This window comes from Desulfovibrio sp., assembly GCF_041907885.1.
In the GTDB taxonomy this organism is placed as follows: domain Bacteria; phylum Desulfobacterota; class Desulfovibrionia; order Desulfovibrionales; family Desulfovibrionaceae; genus Desulfovibrio.
The window spans coordinates 54869-76894 of the sequence record NZ_JAYRGM010000004.1 but is presented as its reverse complement, the minus strand read 5'-3'; the positions used below and the strand labels follow the sequence as shown (position 1 = coordinate 76894).

Below are 22026 nucleotides of genomic sequence, written 5' to 3'. Positions count from 1 at the left end.
TTACTTCTGGCAGTGCGGGCAGAACACCGTGGCACGGCCCGCCACCCTGATCTTTTCAAGCATGCGTCCACAGGCGCGGCAAGCCTGACCGCTGCGCCCGTACACGGCAAAACTGTTCTGAAAGGCCCCCACATTGCCGTTGGCATCGCGGTAATCGCGTATGGAGCTGCCGCACTGTGAGATGGAGAGCAGCAGCACTTCCTTGAGGCAGGACAACAGGCGGCTGCGTTGTGCGGCCGTGAGCGATGCCGCCTTGCGGCGCGGGTCGATATCTGCGGCAAACAGGCATTCGTCCGCATAAATATTGCCCACGCCTGCAATGACCTTCTGATCCAGCAGCACGGCCTTGATGGCCGAATTTCTGCCATCCAGCCTGGCAGAAAAGGCTGCGTCTGTAAGCTCCAGCGGTTCCGGCCCAAGCCCGCGCCAAAAGCTCCATTGCTGCATGGTCTGCGGCGTGCCCGCCAGCAGCAGGCCAAAGGCCCGCACATCATCGAAAAACAGACGGCGTTTTTGCCCCTGCGCGTCCACCAGGTCAAACACGCAGCGGGTGTGCATGCCGGGGAGCGTGTTCTCCGGGTAGGTCATGAGGCGGCCAGTCATGCGCAGATGCACCGCCAGCCGCAGGCCGGTTAAGCCGCGCACGTGGGGCATGGCGGCCTGCGTTGCGTCCAGCTCAAGCAGCAGCAGCTTGCCCCGCCTGCCCACATCGGTAATGGTGCAGCCCTGCAAATCCTCTGGCCGCAGGCTCAGGGGGTGCAGGCTCGATTGGCGCAGCAGGCTTGCCCCGGTAATCACGCAGCCCTGCACGTGGGGGCGCAGTGTGCGGGCGACTGTTTCAACTTCCGGCAATTCCGGCATGGGTATTCCTGTAGGCTGATGGTGCGGCCAGATATGCCTCTTGCCCTGCGGGCACAGGCAGCTTGCGGCCCCGGTGGCCCAATGAATTCAGGGGAGAAACCTTCTGCCGAAAGCTCCTCCCCCGCAACAATTGCGGCTCATGCCGCGCAGTAATCATGCCCGCCATGACAGCGGCAAAATCTTGTGGCGCACCGTCTGCGCCATGGCCCTACTTGCTCTCGGCAAGGTAGATATCCAGCAGGCCCTCTGGCGGGTCAATGACAACCGCAGGAACCTCCAGATCAAAGCCCGCAATGAATTCTGGCCGCGCAGGAAAGAGCACTTCCTTGTCATCGTCGGTCATGATGACCCACATTTCGAGCCCCGCAGGGTACTCAAAATGGTCAAGCCTGCCGATGCGGGTTCCGTCGGGCAAAACCACGTCGCAGCCCAGCAGATCTTCCAGATACACCTCGTCGTCATCGGTTTCTGGCAGATCTTCGCGCCGCATCAGCAGCTTGCAGCCGCGCAGGGCCTCAGCGGCCGTGCGGTCGGCAACACCTTCAAGCTGCAACAGAGGGCGTTCCTTGTGGCTGCGCACAGCCGCTATCTTTATACGGCGCGGGGCATCCTTGCCCTTTTGCAGCCACAGGGGCGTGCTCAAAAGCAAGGGGGAGTCCGCATACCAGTCGATGCAGATCTCCCCTTTGATGCCGTGGGGCCGCGCCAGCGTACCCATGTGAATCCAGGATTCCGTCATAATTCCAGTTCTGCCGCATTGCGGCTGGCTGATTGTTGCCGCGCCCGCAATGGGGCCCGGCAGGCGGAACCGGGTTTTTCCCCCCTACTGCCGCAACAAGGCGGCAACAAGCGGGAAAAAACGCGGCGCTACTCCATAATTTCCAGCACTGTGCGTTTTTTGCACTTGATGGATGCGGCGCTCAGGATGGTGCGCATGGCCCTGGCCGTGCGCCCCTGCTTGCCGATAACCTTGCCCAGGTCCTCTTTGGCAACCTTGAGCTCAAGAACTGTGGTTTGTTCGCCTTCTACTTCGCTGACCTGCACGTCTTCGGGGTGGTCAACAAGTGACCGGGCAATGTATTCGATCAGGGCTTTCATAAGTACCTCCAATGGGGGTCAGCCTGAGGGCCGTGGGCACGCCTGGCGCGTCCAGAGCCAACCGGGGTCTGCATGCAAACCGCCGCCGGTTCTTGCGAACCGGGAAAGATATTGCCTGAGCTTTCCCAAAGAACAGCCCGCAGCAAAGTTCTCCTTCAGGGCATGCCTGAAAGAGATTTGCCGTGGGCAGTGCGCCGCCGCAAAATAGCCCGAAACTAGCCGATGTGCGTCTTGATAAGAGCGCGCACGGTGTCGGTGGGCTCAGCGCCGCGACCCAGCCATTCCTTGATCTTGCCAGCGTCAAGCTTCACTTCAGCCGGATTGACCATGGGGTTGTAGTAACCCAGGAATTCCAGCGGACGGCCATCACGACGGGTTTCGTCGTTAGCGGCCACCACACGGTAGAAGGGGTGCTTCTTGCTGCCAAGGCGGGTCAATTTCAACTTTACTGCCATGAGTCCAACTCCCTTTGATTGATGTTATGTTAGCGTTGCGCCCGGGAAAGGGCAAGGGCGGGAAGCCCTGGCGCAAAGAGATACACTGCCGCGCATTGCGGCGCTCCTTGCCCCGTAAATTTGTTTACTTTTTTTTGCGCTTGGGGCGCTCTTTTTTCTTGCGCTTCTTGGGTGCGGCCTTGGTGGCGCCTGCGCGCGCACCGGGCATGCCATCCATACCGGGCATTCCGGGCATACCACCCATTCCGGGCAGGCCGGGCATACCGGGCATACCGCCCATATTGGGCATGCCGCCAAGCCCCTTGGGCAGATTCATGCCGGGGGGCATGCCGCGCATGCGGGGCATGGAGGGCATTTTGGCACCCTTGCCGCCCATCATGCCCTTCATCATCTGGCGCATCTGCTCAAACTGGCGCACAAGCTGGTTTACCTGGGCCACGCTAACGCCCGCCCCCTTGGCAATACGCGCCCTGCGGCTGCCGTTGAGAATGTCGGGGTTGCGGCGCTCGGCCATGGTCATGGAATTGATGATGGCCTCTGTGCGCTCCATTTCCTTTTCGGGCATGGCCCCGCTGGCTTCTGCCAGCTTTTCGCGCAGCCCGCCCATGCCGGGGATCATCTTAAGGATGCTGTCGAGCGAACCAAGCTTTTTGATGCGGCGCATCTGGGTGCGAAAATCTTCAAGATCAAAGCTGGCCTTCTTCATCTTGAGGGCCAGTTCTTCGGCTTCTTCGGCGTTGATGGTGCTCTGCGCCTTTTCAACCAGGGTGAGCACGTCGCCCATGCCAAGAATGCGCCCGGCGATGCGGTCAGGATGGAAGACTTCCATTTCCGACAGCTTTTCGCCCATACCCACAAACTTGACAGGCGCGCCAGTGACAGAGCGGATGGAGAGAGCAGCGCCGCCGCGCGCATCGCCGTCCATCTTGGTGAGCACCACGCCGGTAATGCCAAGGCGCTCGTTAAAGCTTTCGGCCACGGTCACGGCATCCTGGCCGGTCATGGCGTCGGCAACAAACAGAATTTCCTGGGGCTGCACCGCCTGCTTGATGGCGGCCAGTTCCTGCATGAGGGGTTCATCCACATGCAGACGGCCAGCTGTATCGAGCAGCAGCACGGTGGCCTGATCCTCGCGGGCTTTTTCAAGCGCTGCCTTGGCAATGTCCACGGGGTTCATGTTTACCGTGGAGGGGAAGCAGGGAATGTCGAGCTGCTTGGCCAGTACCGTAAGCTGGTCGATAGCCGCAGGGCGGTACACGTCGGCAGGAACAAGGTAGGGACGCATTTTCTGCTTGCGCAGAATATTGGCGATCTTGCCCGCCGAGGTGGTTTTACCAGACCCCTGCAAGCCCACAAGCATGATAACCGCAGGCTCGCGGCCCTGCAAGTTCAACCCGGCGGTTTCGCCGCCGAGCAGCTGCACGAGCTCATCGTGAACAATCTTTACAACCTGCTGGGCAGGGCTGACGCCCTTGAGCACCTCTTGCCCCAGGCACTTTTCGCGCACGCTTTCCACAAAGTCTTTAACGACCTTGAAGTTGACGTCCGCCTCAAGCAGGGCAAGCCGCACCTCGCGCAGACCAGCCTGCACGTTTTCTTCGGTAAGCTGCCCGCGCCCGCTGAATGTGCGGAATACGCCTGAAAGTCTGTCGGAAAGGCTCTCGAACATGAAGACCCCGTTGCACCGCAACCTTTGCGGTAAAAAATCGGCGCAGTTGCGCCTGCCCCGCCGCTGCCGCCACTTACAAGCAAGGGCCGCGCGTTGGTCGAAGTGCTGATTCATAGGCTGTTTGGTCCGACACGTCAAGCCTTACGCGCAGAATGCCCGCGCGTGCGCAGCTTTTTACAGGCCTGCCCGCAAACCCTCACCGCACAAGGGCTGCCAGCCCCCTTGCAAAAACTGGCTAAAAGCAGTAGTTCGCCAGCACCCGTTCTAACGGCCAGGTCGCATCCCGCGCCCCTGCCGTGCGGGCACTGCAAGCCGCGTAAACCTAGCGCGACGATGCTTGCGCCCACATCAGGCGCAACAGCTGGCCCCGCAAGCGGGGCTGCGCCCCAGCGGCACGATGCCGCCCATGTTTTTACGCTGAAACTGCCACCGGCACGCACATCCTGCGCACCCGTTTTCCCTTGTGGCACAAGGGTCGGCGAGCGCTGCACTCATTGACATATGAGGCACAAGGGGATAATCTTTTGGATTATAATTTTCAGAATTATTACAGCCAATTACGAGGACGTCATGTTCACCAATCGCGGTAAGGCGCTGACCTTCGACGACATTTTGCTAGTCCCCGGCTTTTCGGACATCACCCCTGACGCCGTAGACATCTCCACCTGGCTCACCCCCGAAATTCCTCTGCGCATTCCCCTGCTCTCTGCCGCCATGGATACCGTGACAGAAGCCGCCATGGCCATCTCCATGGCCCGCATGGGCGGCATCGGCATCATCCACAAGAACATGCCCGTGGCCCGGCAGCGCCTTGAGGTGGAAAAGGTCAAGAAGAGCGAAAGCGGCATGATTCTTGACCCCGTGACCATCTCGCCCAACAACACCGTGCAGGAAGCCCTGGACCTCATGTCCGACTTTCGCGTGTCGGGCCTGCCCGTAGTGGAAGATGGCCGTCTGGTGGGTATTTTGACCAACCGCGATGTGCGCTTTGTGCAGGACGGAGCCGCAGTGCGCGTTTCTGAGGTGATGACCAGCTCAAACCTCGTTACCGTGCCCATGGGAACCTCGCTTGAAGAATCCAAGCGCCATCTGCACGAGCACCGCATTGAAAAACTGCTGGTGGTGGACGAGCAGGGGCTCCTGCGCGGCCTCATCACCATGAAGGACATCGACAAGGTTCAAAAGTACCCCAACGCCTGCAAGGACTCCAACGGTCGCCTGCGCGTGGGTGCTGCCATCGGCATTGGCCGCGACTGCGAATCCCGCTCCGAGCAGCTGCTCGAAGCCGGAGCAGACGTGCTGGTGCTCGATTCGGCCCACGGTCACTCGCTCAACGTGCTCAACGCCATCCGCATGGTCAAGGGCGCGTTTCCCAACTGCCAGCTGGTGGCTGGCAACGTGGCCACCTACGAAGGCGCCAAGGCCATTCTTGAAGCGGGTGCCGACTCCGTCAAGGTTGGCATCGGGCCCGGCTCCATCTGCACCACCCGTATCGTGGCCGGTGTGGGCGTGCCGCAGGTTACCGCCGTTATGGAAGCGGGCCGCGCCGCGCGCGAAATGAACCGCTGCTGCATCGCCGACGGCGGCATCAAGTTTTCTGGCGACATCGTAAAGGCCCTTGTGGTGGGTGCGCACTCGGTAATGATCGGCTCCCTCTTTGCCGGTACCGAGGAAAGCCCCGGTGAAACCATTCTGTACCAGGGCCGTACCTACAAGATATACCGTGGCATGGGCTCCATCGACGCCATGAAGGACGGCAGCTCTGACCGCTACTTCCAGGAAAAGAGCAAAAAGCTCGTGCCCGAAGGCATTGTGGGCCGCGTGCCCTACCGTGGCCCGGTCATGGAAGCCGTGTACCAGCTCATGGGCGGCCTGCGCTCTGGCATGGGCTATGTGGGCGCACACAATTTGAACAGCCTTTTTGAAAACACCACCTTCTGCGAGATTTCACCGGCGGGCCTGCGCGAAAGCCACGTTCACGACGTTGTTATCACCAAGGAAGCACCCAACTACCGCATCGAGAATTAGAAACAACCGCAGCCAGCGGTTTGCCCCCGGCTGTGGGATTACGCCCATGTTAGGCCCGCGCCGCAAAGGCGTACCAGCACGCGGGCGGCCTGAGGCGGAGGTCAACAAACATCTCGTGGCGACATTTGCGGGAGGCGCAGCGGCGTACAAGGCTGCTGCGCCTCCCCACAAGCCCCGGCACCACACCGACCGGCCACCCCGGCCAATAATCGGCACACGGCCAACCGGGCGCACGGAAGCGGCGCACAGCAACAGGCCACGGCCAGCACCAGGCGAGGACACACATGCCCAGCAAAGTCATTATTATTGACTACGGCTCACAGGTTACCCAGCTTATCGCGCGCCGCGTGCGCGAGGCCGGGGTTTACTCCGAAATACATTCCTGCATCACCACAGCCGCGCAAGTGGCGGCGATGAAGCCTTCTGCCATCATCCTTTCCGGCGGCCCCGCCAGCGTGGGCGAAGCCGATGCCCCGGTGCTCGACCCCGGTTTTCTCGACCTTGGTGTGCCCGTGCTTGGCATCTGCTACGGCATGCAGCTGCTTGCCCAGAATCTGGGCGGCCAGCTTGCCCAGTCGCTCACGCGCGAATACGGCCCCTCTGATCTTTCTCTCACCGCGCCCTGCGCCCTGTGGGAAGGCATCGACGCCACCAGCCGCGTGTGGATGAGCCACGGCGACAAGGTGCTTGTACCCCCGGCGGGCTTTACCGTTACGGGCAGCACCCCCACCCTCGATGTGGCGGCCATGGCCGACGAAACCCGCAAAATCTACGCCGTGCAGTTCCACCCCGAAGTGCATCACAGCGTGGACGGCGAACGCATGCTGCGCAACTTCCTGTTCAAGGTTGCCGGCATCAAGCCCGACTGGACCATGTCGTCGTTTGTGGAACGCGTGGTTGCCGAAATGGCCGAACAGGTGGGCGACCGCCATGTGGTCTGCGCCCTTTCGGGCGGTATTGACTCCACCGTGGTGGCCGTGCTGCTCAACAAGGCCATCGGCAAGCGCCTGCACTGCATCTTTGTGGATAACGGCCTGCTGCGCCTTGGCGAAGGCGACGAAGTGGTCAGCTATCTGCGCGAGCACTTTGATCTCAATCTCGACTTTGTGCAGGCTCAGGAGCGTTTTCTCTCCAAGCTTGCGGGGGTGGATGATCCCGAAAAGAAGCGCAAGATCATCGGCCACACCTTTATCGAAATTTTCGATGAAGAATCCAAAAAGCTGCCCCAGGTGGACTTTCTGGCTCAGGGCACGCTGTACCCCGACGTTATCGAATCGGTGTCGCACAAGGGCCCCAGCGCCGTCATCAAGAGCCACCACAATGTGGGCGGCCTGCCCGACACCATGAAGCTCAAGCTCATTGAGCCCCTGCGCGAGCTCTTCAAGGACGAAGTGCGCAAGGTTGCCGCAGAGCTTGGCATGCCCGATTCCATTGTGTGGCGTCATCCCTTCCCCGGCCCCGGCCTTGCCATTCGCGTGCTGGGCGAAATCACCGAAGAACGCCTTCAGATTCTCCGCAATGCCGACAAGATCGTGCAGCAAGAGCTGCGTGAATCTGGCTGGTACCGCAAGGTTTGGCAGGGCTTTGCCGTGCTGCTGCCGCTCAAGACCGTTGGTGTCATGGGCGATGGCCGCACCTACGAGCATGTTATCGCCCTGCGCGTGGTAGACAGCGTGGACGCCATGACGGCAGACTGGGCGCGCTTGCCCGCCGAGCTCATCGAGCGCATGTCGAGCCGCATCATCAACGAGGTCAAGGGCGTCAACCGCGTGGTGTACGACGTTTCTTCCAAGCCGCCGAGCACCATTGAGTGGGAATAGGGGGGCAGCATGTTTGGGATAGGAAGCTCTGAACTTCTGGTCATCCTGGTGGTGGCCCTCATTGTTCTTGGCCCCAAAAGCCTTGCCAACGTGTCGCGCACGCTGGGCAAGGCCATGGGCGAATTCCGCCGGGTTTCCACAGACTTTCAGCGCACGCTGAACGCTGAGGCCGAGGAAGAAGAACAGCGTAAACGCAAGCAGGAGGCCGCCCGAGCGGCCAAGGAAGCAGCCGCTGCCGCCAAGGAAGCCCGCGCCGCCGAAATGGCCGCTGCCACCTCTGGTGCTTCTGCGGCAACAGCCCCTGCGGGCTCCGCCGAAAATATTCCTGCCTCAGAGGCGGTTATTGACGCCTCTGCAACCCGGCCCGCCGCTGCGGGTGAAGCCCAGCCTGCGGCTGCGGCTACTGGCGAAACACCGGCAGGTCAGCCTGTTGCGGCAGCCGCCGCAGCGGAAAGCAAGCCAGCCGAGAGCACGATTGTGGATGCCCAGGTGGTGGAAGGCCACGGAGCTGAAGCCACGGCAAAACCGGCGGCAGAAGCCGCTCCGGTCACGCCCCCGGCAGGCAGCCCCCTTGCAGAGGCCCTTGCCAAAACCAGGGCGCAGGCCGAAGCTGCCGAAACAAAGCAGGCGGCAGCCCCCACTGGCGTGGCTCAGCCCGCCTCTGCTTCTGAAAATGGCGGCAAGGCATGAGCACAGACAAGCCCTTGAGCCCCGAGGTGGTCGCATCCCCGTCTACCCCTGAGACCACAGGGGACGCACAAAACCCCAACGTAAATGAAAGCCTGGCGGCCCCGGTTGATCCGGTGGCCGCTACGGCTGTTTCTACAGAGGCAGAAATGCCAGCCGCGCCGGAAGCTTCAGCAGCAGCCGCACAACCTGTGGCAGAATCTGCCCCCGAAACCGGGGCAGCGTCCACGCAGGAGGATTCTTCGGAAACTGCGGGCCACACCGCGCCAGAAACACTGGCCGATGGTCAGCCTCCTCTGCCTCCTGTTCCGCCCGTGGGCGAAACACAAAGCCCGGCGGCAGAGCCGGAAAATCTGCCCGTCCAGAGCGAAAGCACTCCTCCCGCCAACCCGGAGGACGAGGAAGAAGCCGAAGAAGCAGACGACCGTCCCATGGGCCTCATGGACCACCTTTCGGAGCTGCGTGGCCGCCTTGTGCGGTGCTGTCTGGCTGTCATGGTGGGCTTTATGGCCTGCTGGGTCGTTGTAGACCCCATTTTTGACGCACTGGTAGACCCACTGCTCAAGGTTTTGCCCGATGGCTCGCACGCCATCTACACCACCCTGCCCGAAGGCTTTTTCACGCGCATGCACATCGCGTTTGTCGCAGGCGTGTTTGTGAGCAGCCCGGTCATCTTTTACCAGATATGGTCGTTCATAGCCCCCGGCCTGTATGAAGAAGAAAAACGGCACATCCTGCCTGTGGCCTTTATGTCGGCCTTTTTCTTTATCAGCGGCGGCGCATTCTGTTACTTTGTGGTGTTTCCCCAGGCATTTGCCTTTTTTGTGAGCTATGCCACCGACAGCATCGTGGCCATGCCCAAGGTCAGCGACTACCTGAGCTTTGTTCTCAAGCTCATACTTGCCTTTGGCCTCGTGTTCGAGATGCCCCTGTTTGCCTTTTTTCTGGCGCGCATGGGCATCATTACAGCAGAACTTATGCGCCGGGTGCGCCGCTACGCCATTCTTGGCATCTTTATTGTTGCGGCCATTCTTTCGCCCCCCGATGTGGTTTCGCAGCTGCTCATGGCAGCGCCCATGCTGGTTTTGTATGAAGTAAGCATCTATGTTGCGGCGGCATTTGGCAAAAAGCCTGCCGCAAAGGATGACGAAACTGAAGAAAAAGCGGATGATGCAACCAACAGCGATACTGCGGACAAAAAGGCGGCCAAGGGCGAACATTCCACGGAGGACGCATGAGCAACAGCGCACCCAGAACCTCCACTCAGGAGCGCAAAAGTGCAGAAACCGACATCCGGCTTGAACTGAACCTTGACGGTCAGGGCATTACGGATGTGAAAACCGGTTTTGGCCTGCTCGACCACATGCTTACGCTCACCGCCTTTTGGGGTGGCATGGATCTGCGCCTGGTATGCGAGGGCGACATGGAAGTGGACGCCCACCACACAACCGAAGACGTGGGCCTGCTGTTTGGCAAGGCCCTGCTTGAGGCCCTGGGCGACCGGGCAGGCATAGCCAGGGTTGGCTATGGACGCGTGCCCATGGACGAAGCCCTGGCAGAAGCCACCGTTGACCTTTCGGGCCGCCCCTGGCTTGAATGGCGCGGCGGCGATCTGCTGCCCCCGGTTTTGGCGGGGGAAGAAAAAGACCTCTGGCGCGAATTTTACAAGGCCATTGCCAGCAGTGCCCGCTGTAATCTGCATATTGAATTCCGCTATGGCCTGAACGGCCATCATCTGCTGGAATCGGCGGCCAAGGGGCTGGGGCTTGCCCTTGCCCAGGCAGTGCGCCGAAACGGCACAACCATCAGAAGCACCAAGGGAGGTCTAGATTGATGCAATCCCGACTTCGTATGCTGTTGCTGCCCGCGCTCTGCCTGTTGATGATCGCCTGCGCTTGCAGCCGCCGTCCCAGCAGTACGGCAGATGTACCCCGCGTTCTATCGCCATCATTTGTGATTTCGGTTGCGCCTTTTACACAGCCGATCAACGCAAGTCAGCTCATCACCGGCCATATCCCCGACAACCAGGGTCGCATTGCCGACGAACAGCTGCCCTCGCTTGACCGCCGCTTTCAGAGTGTTCTCAACGCCGATTCCAAACGGCAGTACAAGTTTATCAATGCCATTGATCTGCCCAAGGATCTGACACGTTTTCACAGTTCCGAGCAGCCGCAGGCCCTGCCGCTGTGGATTGCCTATGGCAAAAAGCAGGGCGCGCAGCTTCTGCTTGTGCCCCAGGTGCTCGACTGGCACGAACGCCAGGGCTCAACCGCCGGCGTCACCCAGCCCGCCCACGTGCGCGTGGAATTCTTCCTCATCAACATTGCCAACGGATTGGTGATGTCGCGCTCGGTATTTGAAGAACGGCAGGAAGGTCTGGCCGATAATCTGCTCAAGATGGGCGAATTCTTCAAGCGCCATGGCCAGTGGGTTACAGCAGAGGAGCTGTCCGTAGACGGCATGCACAAAGCAGTAAAGGATATGGGTTTATGATTCTGTTTCCCGCCGTAGATATTCAGAACGGCAAGGCCGTGCGCCTCAAGCAGGGCCGCGCCCACGAAAGCACCGTTTTTGCCGAAGACCCCACCGATGCCGCAAAAGCCTGGGAGGCCCGTGGCGCCCAGTGGCTGCATGTGGTTGACCTGGATGGAGCCTTTGACGGGGCAGCCAAAAGCCGCGAAATCGTGCGCCGTATCTGCACCGAGCTCAGTATTCCCGTGCAGCTTGGCGGCGGTATCCGCGATATGGAAACGGCCCGCGCCTACCTTGACGCCGGTGTTACCCGCCTGATAATCGGCACGCTGGCGCTGGAACAGCCAGAGCTTTTTGCCGAAATGTGCCGCACCTTTCCCGGTCGTATAGGCGTTTCGCTGGATGCCGAGGGCGGCAAGCTCAAAACTCGAGGATGGGTGGCCGACACGGGTTTGACCGTGGACGGAGCCCTGCCCCGCCTGCTTGAAGACGGCGCGGCCTTTATCATCTACACCGATATAGAGCGCGACGGCATGCAGTGCGGCGTTAACGTTGCCGCGCTTGAGCACATCTCGCGCCTTTCCACCGTGCCGGTCATTGCGGCTGGCGGTGTGGCAACCCTTGCCGATGTGCAGAAACTCTACCCCCTCACGCTTACCACCAGCCTGGTGGGCGCGGTGAGCGGCAGGGCTCTGTACGAGGGCACCCTCAACCTTGAGGAAGCCAACGCCTGGGTCGCCGCCCAGTAGCCTTGCGGGCAGAACAACCGCTTATTGAAAAGGCGGGCCAAAAGGCCCGCCTTTTTTGCATTCCACTACAAGAAAACAGTAAAAACGCATGGCCTTGACTCTCCACTTTCCAGGGATTATATTTTAAGAATGCAAGTCCTTACTTTTTCTGCAATACCGCTTTTCGTCCCGCATATTTCGGGATTTCCTGAAGAACGCTACTGGCGTTGCCTGCTTTAACATTTCTCGCAGCCACTCATTTTACAGATGTTACGATTCTTCAAACCTGAAGAATAATTCCTTTACAGTTCTGCGAGAAACTTATGCTTACTACAAAACCATACCACTGGTACTGCCTGCTTGCGTCCATAGCTCTGGAGGTGGGTGGCACGCTGGTCATGAAACTGTCTCAGGGCTGGGCCTTTGCCCATGCCCAGATGCTGGGGCTGGCTGTCATGTGGGCTGCCATTGCCTTGTCATACCTGTTTTTATCACGCGCTGTGACGGGTATTCCCGTGGGGGTCACCTTTGCTTTTTGGGAAGGGCTGGGCCTCACCTGCATAACCCTTGGCAGCATTCTTTTTCTCGATGAAGCCCTGACCATGCGCCGCGCCACTGGCCTTGCCTGCGTGCTTGCAGGTGCGCTGCTGGTCAACCAGGGAACGGACCACGGAAAAGCCCGCACGCCAGCACCAACCGATACAAGCGCAAGTTCTTCCGGCACGATCACGGCAGGGGGCAACCATGAACATTGCTGACCTCTTCGATACAGCCGCCTTGCCGCTGGTATTGCTCGCGGCGGCTCTGGACGTAACAGCAAACATGCTGCTGGTGCGTTCCGACAGTTTTCGCCGCCGGGGTATCGGCCTGCTGGCCCTTGCGCTGGTGGGGCTGGCTTTCTATTGCCTTTCACTGGCAGTTTGTCATATGGATTTGGCCGTGGCCTACGCCATGTGGGGCGGTTTTGGCGTGCTTGGCACGTCGCTTGGCGGCTGGATATGGCTGCGCCAAAAACTCCGCCCCAGTGCTTTTGCGGGCATTGCTCTGCTTGTGTGCGGCATGATTTTGCTGCAAACGAGCTAAGGCTGGCCCAACTGCTGCTTTTGGGAGAGCGTATGAACAAAGGATTTTGGGATTATCTGGCGCACTGGCAAAAAATGTTTCCGCGTCGGCGCACGGTGAGCTGGCGCAATGGCTGGCTGCAAAACGGCTATTGCCGCGACTGCCGCTATTGCTGTGGCCCGCAGGATTCTAACGAGCCCTTTCCCATGGGGCTTTTGCCCGACCAGCTGCGCCCCGGCCTTGCCAACGATTTTTATCTGCTGACCAGGGACACGGCCTTTATGGATGGGCGTGGCTGCCGCTCGTGTACCAGCCAGGGATGCCGCCTGCCGCGCCCTGAACGCCCCGTGGCCTGCGGGCTCTTTCCCTTTGTGCTCAATGCGGGCGAGCTGTACCTTTACCAGATATGCCCTGCCAGCATGTTCACACCACTGGCGCAGATGGCCGAGCTGGGGCGCGAGGCTGCGGCATGGCTGGCAAACTTCAGCCAGCGCGAGCAGGAGCATATTGCCCTGAATCTGCCCGCAGATGTGCTTACCGACCGCTACATCAAGCTGCACATCAGCGTGTACAACCCCACAGCCTGGATATGATCACCCTGGTTTGTGGAAACAGAGATGCCCGCTGCTACCATTCGGGAACAAAGGTACGGCATCCGTAATATTGGGGTATCTGCAACACATGCCTGAGCGGCAAGGCCAGATAGTGCGCCAGCAGCGTGCCGATAATGCCCGCGTGCGAAACCACTATCAAGGTAGCGCAAGGGTAGGCCCTGCGCCAGCGGGCCAAAGCCGCCAAAGCCCTGCGCTGGGCCTGCATAAAACTCTCTCCCTGCGGGGGGCAGTAGTGGGCCATATCGCGCCCCCTGACCTCGTATGCACCGGGCCACGCGCTCTCAATCTCTGCCTTGGTCATGCCCTGCCAAAGGCCGAGGCATATTTCGCGCAGGCCCGGTTCCACGTGCAGGGGCGGCCTGCCCTGCCCGCCTGTTGCGGGCATGGCCTCAAGCAACAGGGCGGCTGTTTCACGGCAGCGGTCAAGATCAGAGCAGACGACCGCTCCCACCTTCTGCTCCGCACCCTGCCCCAGCTCGGGCACAAACTGACGCGCCATGGCGCGTATCTGGGCGCGGCCTGTATCGCTTAAAGGAATATCGCGCGCGCCGACCATGCGGCGCTCCGGGTTGGGCGGCAGGCTGCCGTGCCGCACCAGCCACATGCCGCTCATGCCGCATTAACCTGTGCCGCACCGCAGTTTCGCTTGAGCGCCCGCTCTGCCACAAGGGCAGGATCGCGGCCAATCTCGCGCGCAAGGCGTTCTTCCAGCTCTTTGGCGCGGCCAAGGCGGCCACGGATGGCCTCACAGGCGGCGGCATCCTGGGCGTAGGCTTCAAGCTTGTTGCCAAAACGGCGCTCCAAAGGCACAAAGCTGCCGCCGTAGCAGTATTTGTCTGCCAGATAGACCAGTTCGCGCTCTGTGATCGGCTCGTCGCCGGGCAATGTGAGATCGCGGTGGTCCTGCACCAGCCGCGCCATACCCGGCAGATCAAGCCCGCGCAGCAATTCGCCCGCCGCCGCCTCATGCCGGGGCTGCCCCTTGCAGATATCGTGCAGCAGCCCACCAGCCAGCGCCCAGCGTGGGTCAACACCCGCATCATAGCCCTCAATCTCACGCGCATGCGCCAGCGCCTCGGCCAGGCAGCAGGCCACCGTGCCCACTGCGCGGGCATGGCGCAGGCCTTTTTCTGGCACATGTTGCAGGTGCAGCAGATATTCGGCCTCGACCGGCAAAAGCATGTGCCGCTCAAGGGCCAAAAAGCGCAACCGGGCGTAGTCGTCGGGGGTGTCCATGTCTTCAAGAATCATGACATCCGGCACGGGCACATGGCACAGGGGCGCACCCTCAAGCGCGCCGCGCAGGCCGTTTTGTCCATTGTGCGCCATAATTCGCGGGGCCAGATGCATGGGAACAAGCGGGGGATGCCCCTCCTGCCCGTCAAAGGCGGGAATAAGCACCGGCAGGGCGGCAGCTTTGCCGCTTACGGCCCGTTCTGCCTCACGGCCAGCCTCTTCCTGCCCTGCCGCTTCGCATAGAGCACGCAGGGTCAGCGGGCGCACCAGAGGCACATCCACCGGCTGCACAAAAAAATACCCGTCAAAACCGCTCTGTGTCAGCGCCGCCACGCCAGTCTGCACCGATGAAAACATGCCCTGTTGCGGATCAGGATTGCGAACCGCCTTCAGCCCAAGCGCTGTGGCCTCGCCTTCCACCACATCGGCATGAAAGCCGCTGACAATCACCACCTGCTGCACGCCCGCCGCACGGTATTGCTTGACCAGCCCCCGCAGGGCCGAACAACGCCCGCCGCCGGGCAGCAATGGCAGCGAAAGCAGCGCCTTGGCTGCACCCATGCGCGAGGCCATACCAGCGGCAAGAACGATAACGGCAGTTTCCATGTGCTTCCCTTCCTTGCGTCGCAGTGCGGATCAATGCTATCCGCTGCGGCAGATACAGGATGCCAAAAAGAGCATACATTCCAGACAGATCAGGAATTTTGCCAGCCCCGGCCCTTGCTGGGACAGACAATGCGCGGGCTTGCCCCCGCCGGGCGTTCAATGCGGCCAAGCACGGGGCCAAGCCTGTGCAAGGGGCTGCCGCAGGCACATGGGCCAGGCAGCAGCCGGGCCACATCACCCGTGCGGTAGCGCACAAGAGGCATGGCCTCGCGCTGCAAGGTGGTTATGACCACCTCGCCCGCCTGCCCAATGGGCAAAACATTACTTCCCGAAATATCTACTATTTCTACAAGAACGTCCAGTTCCCGCACATGAAAGCCCTGATGCGCAGCGCATTCCACCGCGCAGCCATAAGCTGTTTCCGTAAGGCCGTAGTGGTCGAGAACCTCGCACTGCCAGCGCTGCCGCAGACTTTGCCCAAGTGTGGCATCCAGAGGTTCGGCGCTTGAAAGCACACCGCATAGATTTTTTGGCCCAGCGGCAGGAAAACACGTCAGCAGGCTTGCCAGCTGCGCCGGAGCCGCCACCACGCAATGGGCTGCTGCCTGCTCAAGCCAGCGGGCCAGTTCTCCACCGCCACCGGCCATATGCACTTGCGGCGGCGGAGTCACCACCTCCACCCCGGCGCTGCCAAGGGCCTGCCGCAGCAGATCGGCCACACCGTCGGGGCGTTCCGCGCCGGGCAGCAGCACTGCCAGCCGCTGCCCGGCCCGCACAAGCTGGCTCATGCCCACAGCAAAAAAATCGCGCGTGCGTGCAAGGTCTGCATCCGTAAAGGCAAGGCGCTTGGGCTGGCCTGTGGTTCCCGATGTGTGCAGGGTCACCATGCGCTGCACATCGCCCTGCGAAACACACAAAAATTCCCCCCAGTTGCGCAGATCGTCTGCCGTGGTAAAGGGCAGACGCGTCAGCTCGGCCAGCGTCGTTATATCGCAGCAGCCCTGCAAGCGTGCTCCGTAATAGGTTCCGCGCATGGCCTGTGCAAGCGTGCTGCGCAAAAGGCGCAGCTGCATCTGCGCAAGCAGGATTGGCAGCTCGCGGCTGTCGGCTGCGCCGCACTGCCCGGCCAGCCACGCGTCCAGCGGGCAGGGGCCAAAATGCGCACCGGGCGTTGCAGTCATGGCTGTTCACCATACAGCCGCGTACCGTTGCTGGCGGTGAGGTTGTGCAGGCAAAAGGGAATCATGCGGCCATCGGGCCGCACCACATGGATGCAGCAGCCCCGCACACGGTCGAGGTCGAGGCTCAGGGCATCCTGAAAGGCCATGCAAGAGAGCGTGAAACGCTGCTCCGCACCGGCCTGTGCCAAAAATCGGCTAAAGCCATCCGCGCCGGAATTTGAGGCGGCAGCGCCCGCATCGGCGGCATCGCCGCCCTTCCAGTGCATGGCCACAAACTGTTTTGCCTTGCGCGCGCCCTCCTCGGCAGGGGGCGGCGCAATTGTTCCACCTGTCTGCGAGGCCGTTTGGGGGGCCGTCTGGGGGGCCGTCTGCACGGCAGTTTGGGCGACAGTTTGGGCCGCTGGAGCGCAGCACGATTGCCCGGCATCGGGCAGCCATTGCAGCCCCGGCTGACCATTGTTTTGCACGCGGCGGTACACAGCGCTGAACGAGCACAGTTCATTTTCGCAGCCCGGCGGGTGCAAATGACCGGGGCTGACCATTTCCGGGGCCTGACCGGCCAGAGCGGCCATAACGTCGGGCAGGGTGAGGCGTGGGGCATCCTCCAGCTGCCAGGGATAACGGCCAAAAAAAGCTGCGGGCTGTATGTGCAAACCGCGCACCGCAGACCCCAGGTCAAGCGCCAGCCGCAAAAGATCGCCCAGCTCGTTATCGTTAACACCGCGCACCACGGTTGCCACAAGCACCACGCCAAGCCCGGCATCGGCGCAGTTGCGCACAGCAGCGCGCTTGAAATCAAGGCCTTCCCTGCCACGCAGGGTCATAAAACTGCTTTCGCGCACGCCGTCCCATTGCAGATAGACCGAATCAAGCCCCGCATCGCGCAGGGTGCGGGCGTAGCTCTGCTGCCGCGACAGCCGCAGGCCGTTGGTATTGATCTGCACCAGACCAAAGCCGCGTTGCCGGGCCATGGCGATGATCTGCGGCAGATCGTCGCGCACCGTGGGTTCGCCGCCAGAAATCTGCACATTGCAGGGGCCGGACGCGCCCTTGAGGGTATCCATCTGCCCGGCGATGACGGCCAGCGGAATATCGCCAGCCTCACAACACTGGGGATTCGACACAGAACCCGCCTGCGCATAGCACACGGGACAGGCCATGTCGCAACGTTTTGTGACCTCAAACAGGCCCGTGCAGGTGTGCTGGGCATGGGCAGGGCACAGGCCGCAGTCGTAGGGGCAGCCCTGGCTTATGGGCGTGCGCGGGTTGGCCGGGTAGGAGGGATTTTTGGGGCGCGACCATGCAGCAAAGGGCGGCGTGGCAAGCGCACCCTCGCCAGATTCGCGCCACACCGGCACACTGAACGTGCCGTGGTCGGGGCAGGTTTTGCGCAGCACCACACTGCGGGCATCTCTGGACGAAATTTCATAGCTGGCCGCTATACGCCGCAGGCACACTGGGCAGAGGCTCTGGGTGCGGCGCAGGGTCATGCCTTTTCCGTCAGATCCAGCTCGTAGCTCTGAACCAGTTCCATGATTTTTCCCCAGCATTCGGCCAGCAGATCACCACAGGCCACGGGATTGGGCTGCTCGCCCGCAGCGCCAGAAACAGCGCCCAAGCCCGCCGCAATCTGGCCGCAGCGCTGCCCGCCGTAGGCCTCGGTGCGGGCATAAAACCAGCTGGCATAGTCGTTGAGCAGGGGGGTAAGCATGGGATGGGGCATCTCGTCCTCAGCACCCTTGCCAGCGGCCAGGGCCAGAGCACACGCGCCGCCGGTCAGCAGGCCGCAGGGGCCGTCAGACTGCCCGATGCCGTGGCACAGGCCCTGTGCAGCGCGCACAACACCGGGATTCTGCCTGTCCTGCGCCTGAAGCATGAGCAGGAGCAGCAACTGGCTGCAACAATAGCCCTGATGCACCAGGGGCAGCAATTCCATCATCATGGGATTCATAGCGTCTCCTTTCGGGCGATCCACAGGCCGTATCCATAGGCGCGCCAGCCCGCACCGGGAGCAGCTCCCCCGCAGGCACAGCTCTTGCCCGTCCCGGCAGTATCCTCGCCGTACCAGACCATACGCGCCGCCAGTTCCACCAGCGCACGGCTGTTGTCCTCAAAATGCACAACGGTAAAGCCCGCAGCTTCCATAAACCCGCGCCACGCGGATTCTGCCCGCGCGCCCGCAAGGCACGAAGAGCCCACAGCCCCAGACCCGGAACCCACAGATGTGGACGCATACCCCTGCCGCAGCATGAGGTCGCTGACCACCACCACCCCGCCGGGCTGCAAGGCCTTGTGGACAGCCTTTAAGGCCGCAATGGGGTCTGGCAGCAGGGAAAGCACGCATTCGCACAGCGCACCGTCAATGCTTGCAGCAGCCAGCGGCAAACGCGCAAGGTCTGCGCGCACCAGGCAACAGGCATTACCCGCATCCACGCCCGCAAGCGGTTCTGCCCCGGCGTTTTTATCCAGCCCCACGGCTCGGTAGCCACGGCCCGCAAGCAGACGCAGCGTGGCCCCTGCCCCGCTGCCCAGATCGAGCACCAGACCTCCCGGCGGCAGCCAGCCGCTGGCAGCGCACCTGTCGAGCGCCCGGCCCGTCAGCGCCACACCGCCAGGCCGCCAGGCATCGCCAGCGGCGCGGCGAAAATCGGGCCGCTCCCAGAGCGCGTTCACTTGTCTTCCAGCAGGGCTTCCACCTCAAGCATCTTGCCCTCTGCGAGAGACTTGGGAACCTGGGTGAGCCCGCACTTTGGGCAGCGCGGCAAAAATACGTCAAAGGCGCTGTTGAGGTAAAATACGGGAACCTTCACCTGCTCAAGCGCTACGCGGCAACGCCCGCACACCCACTCGCCGCCGTCCGGCCCATAATTTGGCCCCATACTCATGACTGCCCACCTCCCTGCGCACCAGATTGCCCGCCCTGCGAGCCAAGATTCTGCCCTGGCCTCTGCCCGTCGGTACAACACTGGTGGCTGTTGATGACATCCACAGCCTCCTGCCCGCCAGAACCCGGCACCACCATACGGTGACACCAGACATCGTGCAGTACAAAACTCTCGCCCTGCGGCTGATACTCCACCCAGAACGTCACCTTTCTGGGCCTCCACGAACCCAGCCGGTGGCCGTTTTCCTGATTTTCAAACCAGTGGCCGCTGCTTTCGGCCCCCACCACGGCCTCTTCCACGTCTGAAAGCAGGATATGCCGCTCTTCCATGCGGGCCAATGCTTCAGCAGCAACCAGCACCCGGCCCTTGCCGGCATGGTCTGGCAGGCTGTGCGCTGCATCCGTCAATCCATGCCCGCTGCCGTATTTTTCAAGCAGCAAAAGGCGCAGGGCCGCACGGTTGGCCCGGCGTGCCGACAGGCCGGGGCCGGGGGCCGCGCCCGGCTGCTTGCAGTTGGCAGGAAGCAGCAGATCGAGAATGTGCCAGCATTCCTTGCCGCTTGCCGCCATTCTGTCGCGGCACATGATGCACGAGGCCAGGCCGGGGTGCTCAAGCTGGGCCGCCCGGTGGTCGCTCATGGCATTGGCTGTTTGCGGCTGGGCGCACCACACAAGGCCGCCATAGCCGCAGCAGGCAGTGGCTGCGCCACTGAGGCGGGGTTCTTCAACCGTGGCCCCGCACTTGCCCGCCAGGCTGCGCACGGCGGCAAGCCATGCCTTGTCGTGCCGTGCTGTGCAGGGATCCTGGATGGAAAAAACTGAGGGCAGTGCCTCGTCCGTAGGGGGCACTTCCAAGGCCAGGCCGTCCAGCACTTCCCACACCGACACAAGCTGGGCTTCGGGCAGGCCCTCGCGCAGGGCCGCAAGACAGGAAGAACAGGCCGCCACGATGCGCGGCTTGCCCAGCCCAAGCCATGCCTGACGGATTTTTTCCATATGTTCTGCAAACAGCGCCGATCTGCCAGCCCACCGTGCGGGAATGCCGCAACAGGAGAGCATGACGCCCACCCCCAACCCCTCTGCCGTGCCAAGCTTTGCACGCAGCAGATCGTACAGGGCGGCGGTTTGCTCTGCCCGCGCCGCTGCCAGCTGACAACCGGGAAAGAACAGATGCGATACCCCGCCCTGGGCCGGGGCAGCGCCACCAGCAGCCGGGGGCGGCAACACAAGGGCGCATTCGCCCCCGCTGGCGCTCTCCATGTCCTCCAGCGCAAATTCGTGGGCTGTGGGCGGCATAAAGCCGCGCTCCACCATGTCTTCTCTGGCCGAGAGGCAGAGCTCGGACATGGAAAAGTTCTCTGGGCAAAGTTCCTCGCACTGGCCGCACAGGGCGCAGCCGTTGATGACGGCATTGGCCGTGTGCAAGCCTTTGACAATGGAGGCATTGTTGTGGATCTGCCGGGCGTACAGGCGTGGATAGCCCTTGTACTTTTGCAGATACACACATTCGCGCACGCAGATCATACACTGGCATTGCAGGCAGCGTGCGGCCTCAAGGGCGGATTCCTCCGCCGAGTACAGCGGTTCCGCCGGGGTGTCATCCGCCTGCACGACCGGCTCCACGCGCGGCACAGGTGCGATACCCCTCACATCTGTGTGCAGAGGCCCCTGAAATTTGTCTCGCGCCGCCGTAAGCGAAACGCCGCTCGTCACACGCTCCATGGTCTGGGCAGCATGCCGCCCCTGCCCCGCCTGCCGCGAGGGGGAGGCAAAAACATGCCCTGTGGGCGTGCTGTCGGGCCAGCCAGCACAGCAGATATTGCCGCGCCACAGCAGGGTTTCGGCTTCTATCTGCGCTTCATCGGGTATCAGGTCGGGTACAAGGCCGGGGGCCACGCCACGCACGGCATCGGCATCCACCAGCACGGCGTCGTATTCCGCCGCCAGCTTTTCCAACAGGGCCGCATCCAGAGTGGCCTGTTCAAAACGAACCTTCTGACGGGTGAGGTTTTCAAAATCCTCTGCCGCAAAATCCTTGCCGATGCCTGTGGACTCCGGCGAGGCAGCCAGTGCCGCAAAGCGGGACAGCAAAAATTCTGCTGGCGCGCCCGCGTGAAACACCGTTACAGGATAGGCCTTGAGCGAAAGATCCCAGGCTGCCGTTAGCCCAGCCATCCCTGCGCCCATGATTGCCATGCGAAATTTTTTGGGCGGCAGGGGCAATGGACGGCCCTGTGGCCCCACGGCCAGCATGCACGCCAGCTCAAGCCCGTGCATGGCCACACTGCCGCCAAGATCCTGCCGCAGACAGGCGTTTTCGCAAGGGTGATCACAAATACGGGCAATGATGCCGGGCAGGGGCAAGTGCCGTTCCAGCACCTTGCGGGCCTCGCCCTGCTTGCCTTCGGCCATGCGGGCCATAAAGGTGCGCACATCCAGATCAAAGGGGCAGGCAACCCGGCAACGGGGCGGGCTTTCCTGCGTGCAGTGCGACTCTATTTCGTGCAGACGTTGTTGGTCCATCATGGCGATTTTTCTCGCTGGATTGGTGCTGATGCGATTGTGCGGCAATGGCAGGACGGCACTGGCCGCTGCCAGAATGGCAAACGGGGTTTTCAGAGAACC

Annotated in this window: 23 protein-coding genes; 10 read left to right on the top strand and 13 right to left on the bottom strand. The window is 61.8% G+C overall.

What is annotated here, in order from left to right; genetic code table 11:
• The 5 genes from mutM to ffh all read right to left on the bottom strand — a co-directional run bounded on the left by mutM (position 1) and on the right by ffh (position 4083).
• Positions 1-861: a bifunctional DNA-formamidopyrimidine glycosylase/DNA-(apurinic or apyrimidinic site) lyase gene (gene mutM, locus ACE3NW_RS03970; RefSeq protein WP_374280603.1), complete on the bottom strand. Its 861-nt coding sequence runs from the start codon at positions 859-861 to the stop codon at positions 1-3.
• Between the two features lie 208 nt (positions 862-1069).
• Entirely contained in the window at positions 1070-1600 is a 531-nt protein-coding gene (gene rimM / locus ACE3NW_RS03965; RefSeq protein ID WP_374280601.1) for a ribosome maturation factor RimM, read from the bottom strand.
• Positions 1601-1728: 128 nt separating this feature from the next.
• Positions 1729-1959: a KH domain-containing protein gene (locus ACE3NW_RS03960; protein WP_374280599.1), complete on the bottom strand. Its 231-nt coding sequence runs from the start codon at positions 1957-1959 to the stop codon at positions 1729-1731.
• A 215-nt stretch (positions 1960-2174) separates the two neighbouring features.
• The gene (gene rpsP, locus ACE3NW_RS03955; RefSeq protein ID WP_374280597.1) at positions 2175-2414 is read right to left on the bottom strand and encodes a 30S ribosomal protein S16; all 240 of its coding nucleotides are present in this window, start codon (positions 2412-2414) and stop codon (positions 2175-2177) included.
• A 124-nt stretch (positions 2415-2538) separates the two neighbouring features.
• On the bottom strand, positions 2539-4083 hold the full coding sequence (gene ffh / locus ACE3NW_RS03950) for a signal recognition particle protein (RefSeq protein WP_374280595.1): 1545 nt from the start codon (positions 4081-4083) through the stop codon (positions 2539-2541).
• Positions 4084-4653: 570 nt separating this feature from the next.
• Here ffh and guaB point away from each other — a divergent pair.
• From guaB to ACE3NW_RS03900, 10 genes are all read left to right on the top strand, one after another.
• Positions 4654-6111, top strand: a complete 1458-nt coding sequence (gene guaB, locus ACE3NW_RS03945) for an IMP dehydrogenase (RefSeq protein WP_374280592.1) — start codon at positions 4654-4656, stop codon at positions 6109-6111.
• Between the two features lie 284 nt (positions 6112-6395).
• On the top strand, positions 6396-7931 hold the full coding sequence (gene guaA / locus ACE3NW_RS03940; protein ID WP_374280590.1) for a glutamine-hydrolyzing GMP synthase: 1536 nt from the start codon (positions 6396-6398) through the stop codon (positions 7929-7931).
• A 9-nt stretch (positions 7932-7940) separates the two neighbouring features.
• Entirely contained in the window at positions 7941-8621 is a 681-nt protein-coding gene (gene tatB, locus ACE3NW_RS03935; protein WP_374280588.1) for a Sec-independent protein translocase protein TatB, read from the top strand.
• Positions 8618-9856 carry a twin-arginine translocase subunit TatC gene (gene tatC / locus ACE3NW_RS03930; RefSeq protein WP_374280586.1) on the top strand — a complete coding sequence of 413 codons (1239 nt, stop codon included), beginning with the start codon at positions 8618-8620 and terminating at the stop codon, positions 9854-9856. Before tatB ends, tatC begins: the two co-directional genes overlap by 4 nt.
• The gene (locus ACE3NW_RS03925; RefSeq protein ID WP_374280584.1) at positions 9853-10452 is read left to right on the top strand and encodes an imidazoleglycerol-phosphate dehydratase; all 600 of its coding nucleotides are present in this window, start codon (positions 9853-9855) and stop codon (positions 10450-10452) included. The genes tatC and ACE3NW_RS03925 overlap by 4 nt, the downstream gene beginning before the upstream one ends.
• The gene (locus ACE3NW_RS03920) at positions 10452-11111 is read left to right on the top strand and encodes a hypothetical protein (RefSeq protein ID WP_374280582.1); all 660 of its coding nucleotides are present in this window, start codon (positions 10452-10454) and stop codon (positions 11109-11111) included. Before ACE3NW_RS03925 ends, ACE3NW_RS03920 begins: the two co-directional genes overlap by 1 nt.
• Positions 11108-11839, top strand: a complete 732-nt coding sequence (gene hisA / locus ACE3NW_RS03915; RefSeq protein WP_374280580.1) for a 1-(5-phosphoribosyl)-5-[(5-phosphoribosylamino)methylideneamino]imidazole-4-carboxamide isomerase — start codon at positions 11108-11110, stop codon at positions 11837-11839. Before ACE3NW_RS03920 ends, hisA begins: the two co-directional genes overlap by 4 nt.
• A gap of 302 nt (positions 11840-12141) precedes the next feature.
• Positions 12142-12576, top strand: a complete 435-nt coding sequence (locus tag ACE3NW_RS03910; protein ID WP_374280578.1) for an SMR family transporter — start codon at positions 12142-12144, stop codon at positions 12574-12576.
• A complete protein-coding gene (locus ACE3NW_RS03905; RefSeq protein WP_374280576.1) occupies positions 12563-12901 on the top strand; it encodes an SMR family transporter in 339 nt (112 codons plus the stop codon). The genes ACE3NW_RS03910 and ACE3NW_RS03905 overlap by 14 nt, the downstream gene beginning before the upstream one ends.
• 32 nt (positions 12902-12933) lie before the next feature.
• Positions 12934-13473, top strand: coding sequence for a hypothetical protein (locus ACE3NW_RS03900; RefSeq protein ID WP_374280573.1), 540 nt, complete (start codon positions 12934-12936; stop codon positions 13471-13473).
• Between the two features lie 34 nt (positions 13474-13507).
• Here ACE3NW_RS03900 and ACE3NW_RS03895 read toward each other — a convergent pair whose 3' ends face one another.
• The 8 genes from ACE3NW_RS03895 to ACE3NW_RS03860 form a co-directional block, all read right to left on the bottom strand.
• Complete coding sequence (locus tag ACE3NW_RS03895; RefSeq protein WP_374280571.1) at positions 13508-14107, bottom strand: histidine phosphatase family protein; 600 nt, start codon at positions 14105-14107, stop codon at positions 13508-13510.
• On the bottom strand, positions 14104-15336 hold the full coding sequence (locus ACE3NW_RS03890) for a DVU_1551 family NTP transferase (protein ID WP_374280569.1): 1233 nt from the start codon (positions 15334-15336) through the stop codon (positions 14104-14106). Before ACE3NW_RS03890 ends, ACE3NW_RS03895 begins: the two co-directional genes overlap by 4 nt.
• A gap of 89 nt (positions 15337-15425) precedes the next feature.
• Positions 15426-16517, bottom strand: coding sequence for a DVU_1553 family AMP-dependent CoA ligase (locus ACE3NW_RS03885; protein ID WP_374280567.1), 1092 nt, complete (start codon positions 16515-16517; stop codon positions 15426-15428).
• Positions 16514-18007, bottom strand: a complete 1494-nt coding sequence (locus ACE3NW_RS03880; protein ID WP_374280565.1) for a radical SAM protein — start codon at positions 18005-18007, stop codon at positions 16514-16516. The genes ACE3NW_RS03885 and ACE3NW_RS03880 overlap by 4 nt, the downstream gene beginning before the upstream one ends.
• Positions 18004-18468, bottom strand: coding sequence for a DVU_1555 family C-GCAxxG-C-C protein (locus tag ACE3NW_RS03875; protein ID WP_374280563.1), 465 nt, complete (start codon positions 18466-18468; stop codon positions 18004-18006). Before ACE3NW_RS03875 ends, ACE3NW_RS03880 begins: the two co-directional genes overlap by 4 nt.
• Positions 18465-19190, bottom strand: coding sequence for a DVU_1556 family methyltransferase (trsM, locus tag ACE3NW_RS03870; RefSeq protein WP_374280561.1), 726 nt, complete (start codon positions 19188-19190; stop codon positions 18465-18467). The genes ACE3NW_RS03875 and trsM overlap by 4 nt, the downstream gene beginning before the upstream one ends.
• The gene (locus ACE3NW_RS03865) at positions 19187-19402 is read right to left on the bottom strand and encodes a DVU_1557 family redox protein (RefSeq protein ID WP_374280559.1); all 216 of its coding nucleotides are present in this window, start codon (positions 19400-19402) and stop codon (positions 19187-19189) included. Before ACE3NW_RS03865 ends, trsM begins: the two co-directional genes overlap by 4 nt.
• Positions 19399-21927: a pyridine nucleotide-disulfide oxidoreductase/dicluster-binding protein gene (locus ACE3NW_RS03860; protein ID WP_374280557.1), complete on the bottom strand. Its 2529-nt coding sequence runs from the start codon at positions 21925-21927 to the stop codon at positions 19399-19401. Before ACE3NW_RS03860 ends, ACE3NW_RS03865 begins: the two co-directional genes overlap by 4 nt.
• Positions 21928-22026: the final 99 nt, after the last annotated feature.

What these genes read in the sequence shown, in the direction of transcription:
- rimM (WP_374280601.1), bottom strand. Translation starts at nt 1,600, where the DNA reads ATGACGGAATCCTGGATTCACATGGGTACGCTGGCGCGGCCCCACGGC.
- mutM (WP_374280603.1), bottom strand. Translation starts at nt 861, where the DNA reads ATGCCGGAATTGCCGGAAGTTGAAACAGTCGCCCGCACACTGCGCCCC.
- ACE3NW_RS03885 (WP_374280567.1), bottom strand. Translation starts at nt 16,517, where the DNA reads ATGACTGCAACGCCCGGTGCGCATTTTGGCCCCTGCCCGCTGGACGCG.
- tatC (WP_374280586.1), top strand. Translation starts at nt 8,618, where the DNA reads ATGAGCACAGACAAGCCCTTGAGCCCCGAGGTGGTCGCATCCCCGTCT.
- guaB (WP_374280592.1), top strand. Translation starts at nt 4,654, where the DNA reads ATGTTCACCAATCGCGGTAAGGCGCTGACCTTCGACGACATTTTGCTA.
- ACE3NW_RS03875 (WP_374280563.1), bottom strand. Translation starts at nt 18,468, where the DNA reads ATGAATCCCATGATGATGGAATTGCTGCCCCTGGTGCATCAGGGCTAT.
- ACE3NW_RS03880 (WP_374280565.1), bottom strand. Translation starts at nt 18,007, where the DNA reads ATGACCCTGCGCCGCACCCAGAGCCTCTGCCCAGTGTGCCTGCGGCGT.
- ACE3NW_RS03895 (WP_374280571.1), bottom strand. Translation starts at nt 14,107, where the DNA reads ATGAGCGGCATGTGGCTGGTGCGGCACGGCAGCCTGCCGCCCAACCCG.
- guaA (WP_374280590.1), top strand. Translation starts at nt 6,396, where the DNA reads ATGCCCAGCAAAGTCATTATTATTGACTACGGCTCACAGGTTACCCAG.
- ACE3NW_RS03920 (WP_374280582.1), top strand. Translation starts at nt 10,452, where the DNA reads ATGCAATCCCGACTTCGTATGCTGTTGCTGCCCGCGCTCTGCCTGTTG.
- ACE3NW_RS03890 (WP_374280569.1), bottom strand. Translation starts at nt 15,336, where the DNA reads ATGGAAACTGCCGTTATCGTTCTTGCCGCTGGTATGGCCTCGCGCATG.
- ACE3NW_RS03960 (WP_374280599.1), bottom strand. Translation starts at nt 1,959, where the DNA reads ATGAAAGCCCTGATCGAATACATTGCCCGGTCACTTGTTGACCACCCC.
- tatB (WP_374280588.1), top strand. Translation starts at nt 7,941, where the DNA reads ATGTTTGGGATAGGAAGCTCTGAACTTCTGGTCATCCTGGTGGTGGCC.
- ACE3NW_RS03925 (WP_374280584.1), top strand. Translation starts at nt 9,853, where the DNA reads ATGAGCAACAGCGCACCCAGAACCTCCACTCAGGAGCGCAAAAGTGCA.
- ffh (WP_374280595.1), bottom strand. Translation starts at nt 4,083, where the DNA reads ATGTTCGAGAGCCTTTCCGACAGACTTTCAGGCGTATTCCGCACATTC.
- ACE3NW_RS03860 (WP_374280557.1), bottom strand. Translation starts at nt 21,927, where the DNA reads ATGATGGACCAACAACGTCTGCACGAAATAGAGTCGCACTGCACGCAG.
- hisA (WP_374280580.1), top strand. Translation starts at nt 11,108, where the DNA reads ATGATTCTGTTTCCCGCCGTAGATATTCAGAACGGCAAGGCCGTGCGC.
- ACE3NW_RS03905 (WP_374280576.1), top strand. Translation starts at nt 12,563, where the DNA reads ATGAACATTGCTGACCTCTTCGATACAGCCGCCTTGCCGCTGGTATTG.
- ACE3NW_RS03910 (WP_374280578.1), top strand. Translation starts at nt 12,142, where the DNA reads ATGCTTACTACAAAACCATACCACTGGTACTGCCTGCTTGCGTCCATA.
- ACE3NW_RS03865 (WP_374280559.1), bottom strand. Translation starts at nt 19,402, where the DNA reads ATGAGTATGGGGCCAAATTATGGGCCGGACGGCGGCGAGTGGGTGTGC.
- rpsP (WP_374280597.1), bottom strand. Translation starts at nt 2,414, where the DNA reads ATGGCAGTAAAGTTGAAATTGACCCGCCTTGGCAGCAAGAAGCACCCC.
- ACE3NW_RS03900 (WP_374280573.1), top strand. Translation starts at nt 12,934, where the DNA reads ATGAACAAAGGATTTTGGGATTATCTGGCGCACTGGCAAAAAATGTTT.